A 14,230-nucleotide genomic window follows, 5' to 3' on the forward strand; every position below is an offset into this window, starting at 1 on the left:
GGATTTTGTTAAAGAGAATCAATAAAATAGATTGCAAAACCATTAAATTTCTATTATTTTTCAATGAAAAATAGAGTTCCGATGCTATTTTTTAATAAAAAGATGTTGAAAATACAAAAATATATCACATCTTTGTAGTCAGTATATCTGTTACGAACAAACCATTTGTTGTCATTCCCGTGGGGGTGACGAACCTTTGGTATGCTGCACAAGAAGCCCTTAAGCCAAAAGAACCCTTTAAAATTTTAGAAATGAAAACGAACATTCAAGCTAAGTTAAGCAAACTAGCCCAGATTAAGTATCTAAGCCGTTGGATTATATTTACTGCAGATCTTACTACCTCCACTGCGGTAACATTATTCACCATCTTTTTTCTGCGTTATGCCATCAATCTGAATGTAGATTTGGCCATGTTCTTGCGGATGGGGACCTTTTCCATTTTTGCAAGCATTCTGTCATTTGCCGTTTTTCAACCCTACAAGGGAGTGGTACGCCATTCCACCCTGCAGGAATTGTGGCGAATCGGACTAGCTGCAGTGGCGAAATCGACCCTGTTACTGCTATTAGTCTACATGCTTGGATCGCCCAAACCCATGAAATTCTGGATGATGTGCTTCTTTATCGATACGCTGACTACCAGTGCATTACTTGTGGGCCTGCGTGTAACGCTGATCAACATCTACAATTTTATATTAAACAATACGGGCAAGACCCAGCGCAGCCTCCTTATCTACGGAACCACTCCCCAAAGCATCACCGCAGCAGCCCTGATGCCCCACGCCTACCTGAGCGAATATAAAGTAGGAGGCTATCTGGTGGTTGGTCCCAAGGGAAAAGAGCTGAGCATCGGAGGGTTGCCGGTTTATTATGTGGAAGACAGGCTGGCACTCACCACCCTGATGAACCGGAATGCCCTGGAAGGGATTCTGTTTGTAGGGGTAAACGATGCCAAACAAGAACAAGACCGGTTGATTCGTTATTGCGAGAAACTGAATTTACGGACTCTTATCCTCCCCCCGATGGAAGAACTGATGGATGGAAAGGTACGCCGTACGGTTCGTCCGGTACGCATCGAAGACCTGCTGGGACGCGACGAGATTAAGATCAACATGAGCGAGATTGGCAACAGCCTTGCCGGAAAGACTGTGATGGTAACCGGTGCCGCCGGATCCATCGGCAGCGAGATATGCCGGCAGCTTGCTAAATTCCATATCAAGCACCTGGTATTGTTCGACAGTGCCGAAACACCTATGCATAACCTGCGTCTCGAGCTTGAAGAGAAGTTCCCAACCCTGCCTTTCACCCCGGTGATTGGTGATGTGCGCAGCGAAACCCGTGTAGATTCCATTTTCGGCTGCTATCAGCCCAACGTGGTATTCCATGCCGCTGCCTATAAGCATGTGCCCCTCATGGAGAGCAATCCCTGCGAAGCCATCCGCGTAAACGTACGGGGTACCCGCAACGTTGCCGATATGGCCGTAAAATACAATGTGGAACGCTTCGTGATGGTGTCTACCGACAAGGCCGTGAATCCCACCAATGTAATGGGTTGCAGCAAACGTCTGGCAGAAATATACGTTCAGAGTCTGGCAACCGCCCTTAAGAACGGAAGCAAGCAGGGATCCACTAAATTTATAACCACCCGTTTCGGAAACGTACTGGGCAGCAACGGATCGGTGATACCCCGTTTCCGCGAGCAGATTGCCAACGGCGGACCGGTTACGGTGACGCATCCGGACATCATCCGCTACTTTATGACCATCCCCGAAGCCTGCCGTTTAGTACTTGAGGCCGGAACCATGGGTAAGGGTGGCGAAATCTTCATATTCGAGATGGGCGAACCAGTAAAGATTGCAAACCTGGCACGACGTATGATCGAATTGGCCGGATTCGAACCAGATAAAGACATCCGCATCGAATATACCGGTCTGCGTCCGGGCGAAAAACTCTACGAAGAGCTGCTCAGCGACGAAGAGAATACCTTGCCTACCCCGCACGAAAAGATCCGTGTAGCCAAAGTAAGGGAATACGACTACAGGGAAGTAGAGCCCCGCATCGATTTCCTTACCGAAAACGCACGCTCCGGAAAGGTGTTGGACACGGTACGCATCATGAAACAGATTGTGCCCGAATTTATCAGTCAGAATTCCGTTTACGAAAAATTCGACATCAAGGAAAACTCCGAGGAAAAAAAGAATGTAAAGAAGCTGATTATCTGATTCTGAGATAAAATAAGATCCACAAACAGGAAAGGTTGCCCAAACAAGGCAACCTTTTCTGTTTTATACCTGTAAAGCCATAACCACCTGCAATGATAGTCAGTGGCCTGTTGTAACACAATATGAGACGATACTGATCAAGCCATGGCAACTTATGGGTAAAGGCCCGTATATAAGAGAGTTGTATAATTATCGAATCGTTAAAATCAAAGCATAATGTCAGTAATTTGCAATAAATTGGCATGATTCGCTCTGATAATTAAAAAAAATAGTTTGAATATTTGTCGCAAAGGAATATTTCTTCTAACTGATTTCAGATAAATCTCCAGCGAACACTACTTTTCTTATTCCTTTAGAATATCTCATGTATGTTCTTTAACCTGAAAAGCAGGAAAGAATCATACAGAGATATTTCATTTTTATGCTACCTATATTATATTTTGATCGGTCTCAGACAAAATGAATTAAACTTTTTATCAGCGTAATTGGAAGTCTTCCCGTCCAGCGGCGTGTAAAAAGACCGGAGTTTCTGATGGAGCCCATTGGGTGTATCATTGAATTTCTTCTTACAATAATTTGTAAAATGAGAAGACGATGCAAAACCAAACTTTTCAGATATTGCATTCATCTCCGCATCGTGAAACGATAAGCTCTGAAGTATTTGTCCATCCCTTTTATCTGCAATCCACTTTCCCGGCGAAACTCCGAACTCCTCGGTGAAACGTCGTGAAAAGTTTCGCACAGACATATTACACTTTTCTGCAAGCTCAATAACATTTATCAAAGGATGAAAGTTAGACAACACCTGATGTCTGAACATCCTGTTGCTGGTACGGAGCGGAGCCAGAAACGAGGTGTAGGATTCTTCAGGATAAAAGATGGCCATCAAACGAAAAAACTCCTCTATTTTAAGATCATGCAGATGTTGGCAATAGATATCCGCCCTTATATAATCGTCGACCGAGAAAAGGAAACGCTGCATCTCTTCGATAATCCGGGTTTGAGTGAATGCCCTCTCTACAATCTCGTTCGTGCATTTTTGAAGCATATATTCCAACACCAGACTTTCCAGATTCTTGAATTTAAGGATCAGCAGTTCGGCCCTGTTCAGGCTGGTTATGTGTATGGAGGCATCTCCCGATGTACAGAGTGACATCGTTCCGGCGGATAATTGCATCCGGTTCTCACTATCAGAAATGATAAGGTCGCCATCCATTCCGAACAGAAACAGATTACAATCCCCTTTATGAAATTCAATGGATTCGTTTTCAGTCAGCGTCTGCTTTCTAAAACCGTTTTTCTCCTTTGCGGTGTAATAAATACAGGACTTATGGTCCTTGAAACTGAGGGTTTTTACATCATCCATAAATAAATTACATATATGCCATGGACTAGGTAATCGGATCCATGGATGTTTACGACTAAATAATTGGCACAAACATTGGCTAATGTTTACATACTCAAATACTTATTAGTTTTTGACGTATCGCTATTATTCAAATCCTTTATTGTGTTTACATTTAAAACAAAAAAAGCAGCCGGATTTATTAACCGTGCAAATATTCCAATTAATTATACAAAGAACAAAGAACATTTACGCCAACAATTTACAAATCCATGCCTTAACAATCCATAAGAAGAATCCGAAAATCAGTTATATACATACAATGTTTTCTTATATTGACAGTACTTCTTATCGATTGCAACCCGCGCCTCATTTTCAAAATCGGAGATAAGCCGATCGGCTTCTTTCAGAAATTGTGGCAGATCTGCGGGCAAATTATATAAATAATTGATCTCTACTGATTCCAAAGGAGCCGATTCATAGGGCCACATTGCGTTGATATTCGTAACAACATCCTGCAAACCCTTCAATAAGTTAAACTTCTCCAATACAACATCCGCCGGAAATAACGAAGCAGAACGTGAAGACCAGAACTTATCAGAAATGTATACAACCAACAAACCAGCCAACATAAGCAGGATGCCAGGTATAGAGAGGGACTCATCTTTGATAAAGACCGTAAATGAAATAAAAGCACCGATAAAAATCAGCAACAGGGCAAAAGCAACACCCCAATTCGTTTTGCGCAGAGATGATTTTTCCACATTCAATGCATTTCGAAGCTCCGACAAACGAGATCTGCAACGCAACAGCCCGCTCTCCAATAATCTGACCGAACTGATCTGAATCAATGTAAATTCGTCATTCGGCAAATCAAAATTCTCCCAATATCGTTTTCTGTTCATACCTAACTAGTGTTCTAATAAAATAGTGTTCCGGAAGCCTTTACCACCTTTAAATAAGGTAGTTAATATGGCAGCAATATAGTAAAAAAAATGATATAACTTCATTATTTTCAATTTTTTATTACAAGCGGATGCGCAAAATCAGCACCTAATTATTCTAACTTTCTGCTGGTTGATATCCGTTCCGCCGGCTGCCGTTTCAAACTTTGACGTCTCATTCGTAAATGCGCTGCGCTGTTCTGGTTCACAGGGGCAGTATAGAGGGCTATCTAACCAAGCTAATGGGATTAGGCAGAAGGTAAATGCAGGTTCTGATGAAAGATGGAAATGGGCAGATGGTAGGGGCAGGTTGGAGGTGATAGGAACGGGCGATGCCGGAGGCGAGCCGCAAAGAAGGACCCGACCTCGGCTGGGGGAGCGTTAAAAAGCTGACTGATGGAAGCGGTTAAAACGGAAATCTGTTTGAGCGAAGCGAGTTTATTTCCGTTCAGCCTCCAGCAGACAGCTTTAGCTCAACCAGGCGCAGTCTTGATTTTTGCTTCTTTTCATCAAGGAAAAGAAGGTGCTACCCTTCACAAGGGTAGAAGCCCCCCTTCACAAGGGAAAAGAGAGCTACTTTACTTTGCTGAAGATAAACTTACAGTTGTTGGCATCGGAACCTGTTCCATGTCGCCAAAACCATGTGATTACAGGCGTACCGTCGGTAGTTTTCCATCCCGATACATTCACAATCTGATGATAATTAAAGGGCACTTCCATGAAAGTGGTATATTGGTAATCTTCGGATGGTCCATGCTCCAGCCACCACAGGAACTCCTCCTTCTGGGCAATAAGCCGGCTGCCGTTAACAGGCGTACCCGCTATCCCCAGGTATCGGCCATCCATGGTCTGAATGGTGAATAAAGACATAGGCTGCCTGTTCATATTCAAAGCGGTCTTCTTGTATGTAATCCGGAACTGCTGCTTCTGAGAATTGCTCAGTTCCACCTTGCCCGCGGCATTGACAAAAAGATGGGGCTGATTTGGTTTTTTACCCAGCATGGTCTTTATGGTAAACGTACCATCGCACATAGATACAGTACCCCCATACTTCACATTCGCAGTCGCCTCATACTTGGCACCGGTCACCCGTTCCTGATCGTGGTTCCATATCAAAACCTTGTCGCAAAGCATCCGGGCCTGCTCCTTGGTACAAAGAGCATTGGGATTTTTGTCGCCGCCTATGCCGAATGCAGCAATATCCGCTTTGGTCAGCCTGCTGCTCCGGTTGTCGCGCTTGCTGTCGTACTCCATCAGCTTGAAAACAAGATCCGTCATCTCACCGTAAGTAACCGTACCCTGCGGGTTGAACTTTCCGCCGGGAACAATCCCCCAGTAAGCCAACCGGCCCGCATAAAAACTTTCCGTATCGGTAAAGAAACCCTGTACGGGAGCTTCCACTACCCCTTTCAACGTAAACTTCACCGACCAGTTGCCATAAATATTCTCCATGATATCATGCACAAGAAACTCCGCCATTTCGGCACGGGTAACCGGTTTGGTCCAGTCGTCGGCCACCTCGCCCCACTCACCGGCCGTACCGATGTAAGCATCGTTATAGGCAAACCACTCTTTGGCCCAGGGAGAAGCCACCACATCCGGCTTATCCACTTTGTCAAGGCGCGATTTATACAGATAATATTCACCGTGTCTGAGCTTTATCTTTAACCAGTCGCCTTCCACGGCAAGCACTTCATACACTTGCGATCGCAGCACTTCACCCACTACAGGCTCGTTTGTCTTAATTCTGTAAGGCGTTTGAGTAAAGTCTTTTGATGCATAATTCACCTTATACAACATTGGTTTGGCTGACTTCTGCCCGGTAGCGGGAACAAAATTAAACATCGTGCACACTAAAAAAACTACACTGAAAAATCGATTCCATTCATACCACTTCTTGCCGCTTGGCGACAGTTTCATCTGTTTTTTCATACTATTTTTATCAATTTATAAAAGGAGAAGTCGCGTATCCGCCCCCATTCCAAAAAAAACCGGAAAGTTAAACATAATCCGTTAATAAGCAAAATATCTTTGTCATTATCCCTGTTCAGGATCATTCATTTTAAGTCTTCAAAGTATCCAGGGTATATTTTTCCCATAGTGAATTGACACAAATTACAAATATCCGAACCACTTTTGCAAATGCAAGATATAATGATGAAAAGAATATACCAGATTATAAAGCAATGAATCAAGAAAAAGAAGAGAAAAGAAGGCCTCTTTTACAAATACTGAAAATAATCAATAAATTTATATATCTTTGCTAAGTAACCAAAACACAAGAAAAGTTACATATTTTATTAATTATTAAACAGAAATTTAATTATGGAAGAACAAGGAAGTATCGTTACTATTCATTTCGATAACGGAAAAGTATTAGAATCTTATTCAAGAATCAAAACCCAGGAGATGAAAGAAATCGTAAACAATTTGATTAACGAATACCGACAAGCCTCCACCGAAGGTAAAGCCTATTTCAACGACCTGGTGATAGAAAGTCTCTCAACAAGCGAAACAACAAGAATACCAGCCGAAAAGCTATCTTCTTTAATTGTAAACATCAGTCCCCTGCTAGGGCATCCTCTCTTTTAATACAACGTTAATCCCTGTAAGTAAACCATACAACCGTAGTATGGTAAAAGATCAAGAAAGCCTTGCCCTAAACGGCAGGGCTTTCTTTTAATGTAGTTCATATATTTGTGAATATAAAAAACAGGTGTTATATTTGTTAAATATTGAAGCAATTGTTGTCAATAAAAAAGTATGGGAACAACAACTAACAAATACACACCTTATTTCCCCATTCACCCGGGCGAAATACTTAAAGACGAAATCGAATATCTCGGGATATCGCAACGCCGCCTTGCCTCAGAAATGGGTATTTCTTACACTTTACTCAACGAGGTATTGAACGGCAAACGGCAGGTAAACGCCGAACTTGCCATGCTTGCCGAAGCCGCTTTAGGATTAGATGCCGATACTTTGGTGCGTATGCAAGCACGCTACAATATGCAGCTGGCACGACAGGACAAAACTTTTTCCGAGCGTCTCGCCAAAATCCGCAAACTCACGGCAATGCTTTGAAAGGCAATTTACGTAACATGAAGCAGGTAACCGACACCGGATCAGAACAACCAGATATGACGATAGAAACAAAGTATTTTGAACACAGGGATGATTGGCGCAAGTGGCTGAACGACAACTTTGAGACGGCCCGGGAAGTCTGGTTTGTATTTCCCCATAAATCGTCGGGCAAAAAAAGCATCACTTACAACGACGCTGTCGAAGAAGCCCTCTGTTTCGGGTGGATAGACAGTACGATAAAGTCGCTCGACAAAGAACATAAAATTCAGCGCTTCACCCCCAGAAAACCCAAAAGCCCCTACTCGCAAGCCAACAAGGAAAGACTCCGGTGGCTGCTGGAAAACAACCTGATCCACCCCAAACTAGTGGACAAAATACGAAATGTATTGTCGGAACCCTTTGTCTTCCCCGATAACATCCTCAACAAATTGCAAGCAGACCCAACCGTATGGAATAACTATCAACAATTCTCCGATACATACAAACGCATCCGGATAGCCTACATCCAGGCCGCAGAGATACGCCCCGAAGAATTTGAAAAGCGCCTCAACAACTTTATCAACAAAACAAAAGAGAATAAAATAATGTCCGGCTTCGGCGGAATCGACAAGTACTATTGAACCCAATAACAGCTTTAGTCCGCACAGGCGCAGTCTTGATTTCTGCTTCTTAATATCAGGGTAAAGAACAGCCCTTTCAGCACCCGAAAAACTAAAGAGTAATCCGCGGATGAAAATCCGCAATACAGGTTACAGGTAACTTACTACCCTTCGCGAGAACCTTGGTAATAAAATCATCACATTCTTTTTCGGTCATGATTTTTGTATGGAAAGCTTGATAAATAAAATCTAACGTCGTAAAGTATACAATCTTATTTTCTTCACAATACGAAATAATATCTTTTAAATTACTGCTTGCCAGCACATCGTTGTTATATTTACAGTAAACCATGGATAAACTTTCGCCTAAACCGAATTTTTTATTCAACTTAAGAAATTCACCCAATGCTTCACCTTTTGGTTCCCAATCCACCATCGTTATATTCTTCAAGATAGTTATTTGTTGCATAATTTGCGTCCGATGCAAATCACGCAACTCCCTATCAAACACCATCTTCAATAAAACATAAGAATAATTCGGCAGAATTTGAGGTAATAATGATAAACATTCACCTTTTATAAAATGGATAATCACATCCGCATCCAGAATAATTTTAATATCCTTTCCCATTTCATTCTTCCAGGGTTGGATCGATACCAATCTTTGACAGTAATTCCAGATAGTGACCCTCAGAAATTTTAGACTCCTCAAAAAGCTGACGAGCCTTCATTCCATAATCACCAATTACCAAATTTTCGTTACCTGGCTTATAAAGGGCCAAATCATATCCATGTTCAAGAGCAGACTTTAATACCGGAATCATTTTCAAAGCATCAAACTGACTCTTGGTAATAAGGCCGATATCTTTTAAACGGACTAGCATTGCTGTACGCGAAACACCAAAGTATTGTTCTAATTTAATAACGGAAGCAAGAGATACCGTTTTATTTTCCAGTTCAGCTTCAGGTAGCATCCTTAAAATACCTATTTCCGGCATTAGCAGTAATGATGCAAAAAAATCGGCCTCTTTCTCCTGAGGTTCTTTATTTACGCCGGGATTACACACATGAAGTTCAAAGTTATCCTGAATAAAAAGATGAAAAAATTCATGCGCGATTGTAAAATGCTGTCTTCCTCGGGAGTGATTTGAGTTAATAAGAATAAAACTGCTATTTTTCCTTTTGATACACATCCCTGAAAAAGTTTCACTCATTGGAGCGTACATTGTAAGCACATTCAGATCAAGTAACAGGCGCTTCAGGTTTACCGGATCACCAGGTCCTACTCTAACTTTGTCGCGAAAAGCAGTCTCTTTAACTTTTATTACATCCTTTATCATAATCTATAACAACCTTTCCATTTTGAGATATCCCATAACCATATCTTTAAACTTTGAAATTTGTTTCATGTCGTCATCACAGAGATTTTCCATTCGAAAAGAACAAACCAGTTTATCTTCAACCTTATCCTGATCCTCTTCATAAAAATCAGAAAGCTCTACACCATACAGACTGCTCAGTTTTACCAACACCTCGAGAGGCGCTTCACGTGTTTCTCTTTCATAATTCGACAATGTACCCCGCTCCACTCCAAGATAAGAGGCAACTTGATCCTGGGTGTACATATTAGCATCTCTAAAAAGTTTCAGATTTTTCCCAATCATGATATATTTATTATTAGGCGTTGCAAATATACAATATATTACATAACAACACAAATAATGAAACAGTTTAACAAAATAAATTCAAAAATAAACAAAACCGTATAAATCTATATTTAAGCCATTTACAGCATTTATTCAACAACCTAAAGAAGAAAACACAAATAACTCTATACATTCTAACAGATACATATTGCAATAAAACGAAACACCTCCAATTTATATTCCAACAAGAATTAAATATCCAACGGATTCAGCATAACTCAATTCGAAGTAAAAGCAATGTTGTATGATAAGAGAACGGCTGATGCCGTACAGAACTTTTCCCTCTTATTGAATTATCAATTTATTTGTTAATTAAAAAATAAAGTTTCATATTTGTGGAGCCTTAAATACAATTAAACATCCTTTTATTAACTGAATGAAAACAAGGATTTCATTAGGTTGCGGCCGGTTTACCGTGGGTGATTGTTCCCAAAGGCGCATCTAATAGGGGTTCGAAAATTATTACACTATGGATTTAAGAAATATTCTGATCGGATTTGGTGTTGCAGTAACATGTATTGCTTTTCAATCTTGTTCTGAAGACGAAAAAGGCGGGTATACGCCTGTTAATTACAATGTGAATGGAAAAGTAGAGAAGGGCCCGTTTGTAAGCGGATCCACCATCGATGTACAACCGATGGATGCCGAAATGCAACCTCTGGGAAGTATTTATTCCACTACAATATCCGATAATACGGGAAGTTTTTCTTTCGGTTCGAAGGAGTTCGAAACACCCTTTGCCCAGCTCAAGGCCAATGGATATTTCTTTAATGAAGTAGATGGCCAGTTGTCACGGGGAACTTTAACGTTGATGGCCGTTGTTAATTTGGCGGATCAATCCACTGTAAATGTAAACATCCTGACGCATCTTAAATACAAACGGATTATCAACTTAACCGGACAAAACAAATCTTATTCAGACGCCAACAAACAGGCTCAGAAAGAGCTGCTTACCGCATTTGGCCTCCAGCGGTTTCTGGATGTAGATGTTTCCCAATATTCTATAACTACCGGTTCGGACGAGGCCGGGGCACTCCTTGCAATTTCCTCCTTATTGTTGGTGGACAGGTCCGAAGCCGTACTAACCGAATACCTGGCTAAGCTTAGCGAAGAGTTTGGGCAAGAAGGTAAATTTTCTGAAACCTCCCTGCAACAAATTAAAAAGGACCGCAACAAATTAAACAGCAAGTTGCCATCTATCGCAAGCAATGTTGTTTCAAGATACAACAGTTTGGGCAAAACGGTATCGGTTAAAGATCTGGCCTATTTCTTCGACTGGAACGACGACGGCATTGCAGGTAACGAGATTGCCGGGAACGGCACCCCTGTAACGCTGGAGACATCCCGGATAACCGTACCCAAAGAAGGAGGCGAATATTCCATTAAAATAAGCACGAGCATTCCACTCACCCTCGACACACAGGAATCAGACGGCATCCATTCAATACATGAAAGTATGTTTGATAAATTGTATGAAACTCCCGGTCTAACATTGATAAAGGTTGAAAAAGCGCTTGAAAATAATGTATTGAAAGTAAACATAAAGCCGTCGGCCTCCAGAAGAAACGTAACCGACTCCGTTGCAATTTATGACTTCCGCGACCAGAAAGTCGCCATTCTTACAATAAGTCAGGAAGGAGATCCCAGTGCCCCACTTCCCAAACTAGGCGAGGCTGGTGTGCAGGCTTTTTATGCGTATGCCTCGTCTTTGTCGGAAGTCATAACAAGCTCCAACACCCTGGAAGCGAAATACTCCGGAATTACGACCGATTGGGAATTCCGGGCACCGCTGTCTTCATCCAACGGAAATATAAACGATATTTTTTCTAAATATTATCGGGCTATCAATCGTAATCTTATCATACTTGAAGCAGATGCAACGAGAGAATCGGCTTATCCGGACTATTTAAACACCTTCAATGCAATCTGTTACTACAATATGGTTGTGTATTGGGGAGGCGTTCCGTACCTGACAACGGTGCCAGATTTAAATAGTTTATATTTACCTCGTACTTCGGAAAAAGATATTTTCCAAGCCCTTACTTCAAATTTAGAAACAGCCATTAGCAAATCAGACGAAAAAAAGAACCGGTTTGCCACTTCCGATTTAAATGATCTTCTTTTTGTCTCAAAGGATGTTGCCCGGATAATTCTTGCCAATATTCATATGTACCAAAGCGAATATAGCAAGGCGAAATCACTATTGGCGAAGGTTGTTTCAAACAACTTTTATCAGCTTGAAAGCACCACAAGTTATACCCCAACCAGCAAAGAGTTGATATTGGGACTATTCAATACCCCCATTTTAACCTATACGGATGTACTACTCTCGTTGGCCGAATGCGAAGCGCATCTGGGGAATGACGCCGCTGCCCTCAACTACCTGAAAATGGTAACCCGTGCAAAGGGAATAGCCGAAACTTCGGATGTAATTACAGGAATTAAAGAAGCCCGTAAAATAGCGCTGACAGACCAGGTCGGATACTTTGCCTTTTTAAAACGGAACGGTTTGGCAAAGTCGGAATTGAAGCTCGAAGACTATCAACTACTATTCCCAATCCCGCAAAGAGAAATAGATATAAATCCGGGTATGACGCAAAACCCGGGATATTAATCATAAAGATGCGATTTACTTAACAAGAGACAATTTTAAACATATATATTTATTTATTTCTATTATTATAAACATATATGTGTATATTTGCACCAATATTTAAACATATATATTTATGATAAATAGAGCTAACAAACTATATCTAGAGCAGATTGATCGAAAAATCAAGGCTTTTAGTGGAGTACTTCCTGATAGTAAACCTATGGGGGGCTGGATTGAAGCCGTTCGAAAAGCAATTGGGATGAATATGCGTCAACTAGCTACCAAAATGAATAAAACTCCACAAGCAATCAAACAAATTCAGGAAAGAGAAAAAGCCGGTACTATAACTTTGAACAGTCTGGAAGAAACGGCCGCAGCAATGAATATGAGACTTGTTTATGCAATTGTCCCCATGGAAACATCCAGCTTATCAGAGCTAATACAACAACAAGCCGAAAAAATGGCAAAGGAAATTGTCATACGAGCAAATAAAACGATGTCATTAGAAGATCAAAAGATAAGTGAAAAGAGAATTAAAAATTCTATTAAAGAAATATCTGCAGAGCTTGCAGAGAATCCCGAGAAATTATGGGAATAAATTTAAGTTACATTGAAGGGCAAACTCCTATAGATGAAGACGAAAAATCAGGATTAAAAATAAAAACCATCACAACAAGAAATGAACTTGATGAATGGGAACAATTAAATATTGAAGACGCAATAAAATGGTCTATAAAAATTAAGAAAACTGCTGAAGATTTAATCACTGCAGATTTTGTTAGAGATCTGCATACACGAATGTATGGGAGAGTCTGGAAATGGGCAGGACAATTCAGAAACACTAATAAAAATATCGGAGTAGATAAGTACCAAATCGGAACTGAACTAAAAATGCTTTGCGACGATTTTCTGTACTGGCATATCAATAACACCTTTACCCCCCACGAAAGAGTAATTCGGTTTAAACATAGAATTGTTTCAATTCACTGCTTTCCGAATGGAAACGGTAGGCATTCACGTCTTATTGCAGACATTCTTATTAGCAAATTATACGGAGAGCCCGTTTTCAAATGGGGAGGATCACAAAATCTATCCTCCGAATCCGAAATACGAAAAACCTATTTACGCGCTCTTCGGGAAGCAGACAAAGGCAAGTTCGCCCCTTTAATTGAATTTGCAATCTAAAATACAAATAAATACAAACAGCACTTTAACACATATATTTATTTGACATACAATTCTTTATTTCATATATTTGCAATTCGCGAATCGCAAATTAAAGAATCCATTATATTATTGTATATTTGTACCGAAATAAGTGCCCGCATCGGCTAAGTCCCGATGTTCTGCACTCTAAAAGAGTTAATAAGCCTTGCCCATGCCGGCAGGGCTTTCTTTTTTGGTATAGAAGAGAAAGAACCACTTTTGCAAATCCAAGCTATTATTATACAAAAGGAGCTCCTTCTATTCCTTATTTTAATTTTAGATCAAAATTTAAAATAGTCCATTTTTTATTATACTTTTACAACAAAAACTATAATAAAGGGGCGCGAGCCCCTTCTTTACAACACCGAGGGCGGGCGGTTCAAGAGGGCGGAGACCTTCACCAGCCGTTCCCGCAGCGTAGAGAGGCGGGCAATCATCCGCTGTTTCTCTGTTGGGCGGGCCACATAGGCCAACGACGCCACCAGACTGTCCACATCCCTTATCAGCAAATCCTCTTCCGAAACAGCTGCC

At 41.1% G+C, this 14,230-nt stretch carries 13 protein-coding genes; 7 read left to right on the forward strand and 6 right to left on the reverse strand.

The features are described 5' to 3' along the window. The first annotated feature begins 251 nt into the window (after positions 1-251). Positions 252-2,219 carry a polysaccharide biosynthesis protein gene (locus AB7E53_RS04160; protein WP_446774335.1) on the forward strand — a complete coding sequence of 656 codons (1,968 nt, stop codon included), beginning with the start codon at positions 252-254 and terminating at the stop codon, positions 2,217-2,219. Between the two features lie 433 nt (positions 2,220-2,652). Here AB7E53_RS04160 and AB7E53_RS04165 read toward each other — a convergent pair whose 3' ends face one another. The 3 genes from AB7E53_RS04165 to AB7E53_RS04175 form a co-directional block, all read right to left on the reverse strand. Continuing rightward, the gene (locus tag AB7E53_RS04165; RefSeq protein ID WP_446774337.1) at positions 2,653-3,585 is read right to left on the reverse strand and encodes a helix-turn-helix domain-containing protein; all 933 of its coding nucleotides are present in this window, start codon (positions 3,583-3,585) and stop codon (positions 2,653-2,655) included. A 284-nt stretch (positions 3,586-3,869) separates the two neighbouring features. Beyond that, complete coding sequence (locus AB7E53_RS04170; RefSeq protein ID WP_446774339.1) at positions 3,870-4,469, reverse strand: hypothetical protein; 600 nt, start codon at positions 4,467-4,469, stop codon at positions 3,870-3,872. A 612-nt stretch (positions 4,470-5,081) separates the two neighbouring features. Then, a complete protein-coding gene (locus tag AB7E53_RS04175; protein ID WP_446774341.1) occupies positions 5,082-6,440 on the reverse strand; it encodes a hypothetical protein in 1,359 nt (452 codons plus the stop codon). Positions 6,441-6,833: 393 nt separating this feature from the next. On the opposite strand from AB7E53_RS04175, the gene AB7E53_RS04180 reads away from it, so the two are divergent. The 3 genes from AB7E53_RS04180 to AB7E53_RS04190 all read left to right on the forward strand — a co-directional run bounded on the left by AB7E53_RS04180 (position 6,834) and on the right by AB7E53_RS04190 (position 8,212). After that, positions 6,834-7,100: a hypothetical protein gene (locus tag AB7E53_RS04180; RefSeq protein ID WP_350456062.1), complete on the forward strand. Its 267-nt coding sequence runs from the start codon at positions 6,834-6,836 to the stop codon at positions 7,098-7,100. A gap of 171 nt (positions 7,101-7,271) precedes the next feature. Continuing rightward, positions 7,272-7,592, forward strand: coding sequence for a HigA family addiction module antitoxin (locus AB7E53_RS04185; protein WP_421468043.1), 321 nt, complete (start codon positions 7,272-7,274; stop codon positions 7,590-7,592). A 56-nt stretch (positions 7,593-7,648) separates the two neighbouring features. Continuing rightward, entirely contained in the window at positions 7,649-8,212 is a 564-nt protein-coding gene (locus AB7E53_RS04190) for a YdeI/OmpD-associated family protein (RefSeq protein ID WP_446774355.1), read from the forward strand. A 91-nt stretch (positions 8,213-8,303) separates the two neighbouring features. Here AB7E53_RS04190 and AB7E53_RS04195 read toward each other — a convergent pair whose 3' ends face one another. Genes AB7E53_RS04195 through AB7E53_RS04205 form a run of 3 tightly spaced genes read right to left on the reverse strand, consistent with a single transcriptional unit; the run spans position 8,304 to position 9,855 of the window. Next, entirely contained in the window at positions 8,304-8,822 is a 519-nt protein-coding gene (locus tag AB7E53_RS04195; RefSeq protein ID WP_446774343.1) for a hypothetical protein, read from the reverse strand. A gap of 1 nt (position 8,823) precedes the next feature. Beyond that, the gene (locus AB7E53_RS04200; protein WP_446774345.1) at positions 8,824-9,531 is read right to left on the reverse strand and encodes an ImmA/IrrE family metallo-endopeptidase; all 708 of its coding nucleotides are present in this window, start codon (positions 9,529-9,531) and stop codon (positions 8,824-8,826) included. 3 nt (positions 9,532-9,534) lie between these two features. Continuing rightward, positions 9,535-9,855 carry a helix-turn-helix domain-containing protein gene (locus tag AB7E53_RS04205; RefSeq protein WP_079682453.1) on the reverse strand — a complete coding sequence of 107 codons (321 nt, stop codon included), beginning with the start codon at positions 9,853-9,855 and terminating at the stop codon, positions 9,535-9,537. Between the two features lie 511 nt (positions 9,856-10,366). Here AB7E53_RS04205 and AB7E53_RS04210 point away from each other — a divergent pair. From AB7E53_RS04210 to AB7E53_RS04220, 3 genes are all read left to right on the forward strand, one after another. Continuing rightward, entirely contained in the window at positions 10,367-12,511 is a 2,145-nt protein-coding gene (locus AB7E53_RS04210; RefSeq protein WP_446774347.1) for a RagB/SusD family nutrient uptake outer membrane protein, read from the forward strand. A 115-nt stretch (positions 12,512-12,626) separates the two neighbouring features. Next, complete coding sequence (locus AB7E53_RS04215) at positions 12,627-13,091, forward strand: mobile mystery protein A (RefSeq protein ID WP_079682455.1); 465 nt, start codon at positions 12,627-12,629, stop codon at positions 13,089-13,091. Then, positions 13,082-13,678, forward strand: a complete 597-nt coding sequence (locus AB7E53_RS04220) for a mobile mystery protein B (RefSeq protein WP_446774348.1) — start codon at positions 13,082-13,084, stop codon at positions 13,676-13,678. Before AB7E53_RS04215 ends, AB7E53_RS04220 begins: the two co-directional genes overlap by 10 nt. Positions 13,679-14,230 lie beyond the last annotated feature (552 nt).

Origin of the sequence: Macellibacteroides sp. (assembly GCF_050251695.1) — a bacterium.
In the GTDB taxonomy this organism is placed as follows: domain Bacteria; phylum Bacteroidota; class Bacteroidia; order Bacteroidales; family Tannerellaceae; genus Macellibacteroides; species Macellibacteroides fermentans.

What these genes read in the sequence shown, in the direction of transcription:
- AB7E53_RS04205 (WP_079682453.1), bottom strand. Translation starts at nt 9,855, where the DNA reads ATGATTGGGAAAAATCTGAAACTTTTTAGAGATGCTAATATGTACACC.
- AB7E53_RS04180 (WP_350456062.1), top strand. Translation starts at nt 6,834, where the DNA reads ATGGAAGAACAAGGAAGTATCGTTACTATTCATTTCGATAACGGAAAA.
- AB7E53_RS04185 (WP_421468043.1), top strand. Translation starts at nt 7,272, where the DNA reads ATGGGAACAACAACTAACAAATACACACCTTATTTCCCCATTCACCCG.
- AB7E53_RS04160 (WP_446774335.1), top strand. Translation starts at nt 252, where the DNA reads ATGAAAACGAACATTCAAGCTAAGTTAAGCAAACTAGCCCAGATTAAG.
- AB7E53_RS04220 (WP_446774348.1), top strand. Translation starts at nt 13,082, where the DNA reads ATGGGAATAAATTTAAGTTACATTGAAGGGCAAACTCCTATAGATGAA.
- AB7E53_RS04170 (WP_446774339.1), bottom strand. Translation starts at nt 4,469, where the DNA reads ATGAACAGAAAACGATATTGGGAGAATTTTGATTTGCCGAATGACGAA.
- AB7E53_RS04165 (WP_446774337.1), bottom strand. Translation starts at nt 3,585, where the DNA reads ATGGATGATGTAAAAACCCTCAGTTTCAAGGACCATAAGTCCTGTATT.
- AB7E53_RS04215 (WP_079682455.1), top strand. Translation starts at nt 12,627, where the DNA reads ATGATAAATAGAGCTAACAAACTATATCTAGAGCAGATTGATCGAAAA.
- AB7E53_RS04210 (WP_446774347.1), top strand. Translation starts at nt 10,367, where the DNA reads ATGGATTTAAGAAATATTCTGATCGGATTTGGTGTTGCAGTAACATGT.
- AB7E53_RS04200 (WP_446774345.1), bottom strand. Translation starts at nt 9,531, where the DNA reads ATGATAAAGGATGTAATAAAAGTTAAAGAGACTGCTTTTCGCGACAAA.
- AB7E53_RS04195 (WP_446774343.1), bottom strand. Translation starts at nt 8,822, where the DNA reads ATGGGAAAGGATATTAAAATTATTCTGGATGCGGATGTGATTATCCAT.
- AB7E53_RS04190 (WP_446774355.1), top strand. Translation starts at nt 7,649, where the DNA reads ATGACGATAGAAACAAAGTATTTTGAACACAGGGATGATTGGCGCAAG.
- AB7E53_RS04175 (WP_446774341.1), bottom strand. Translation starts at nt 6,440, where the DNA reads ATGAAAAAACAGATGAAACTGTCGCCAAGCGGCAAGAAGTGGTATGAA.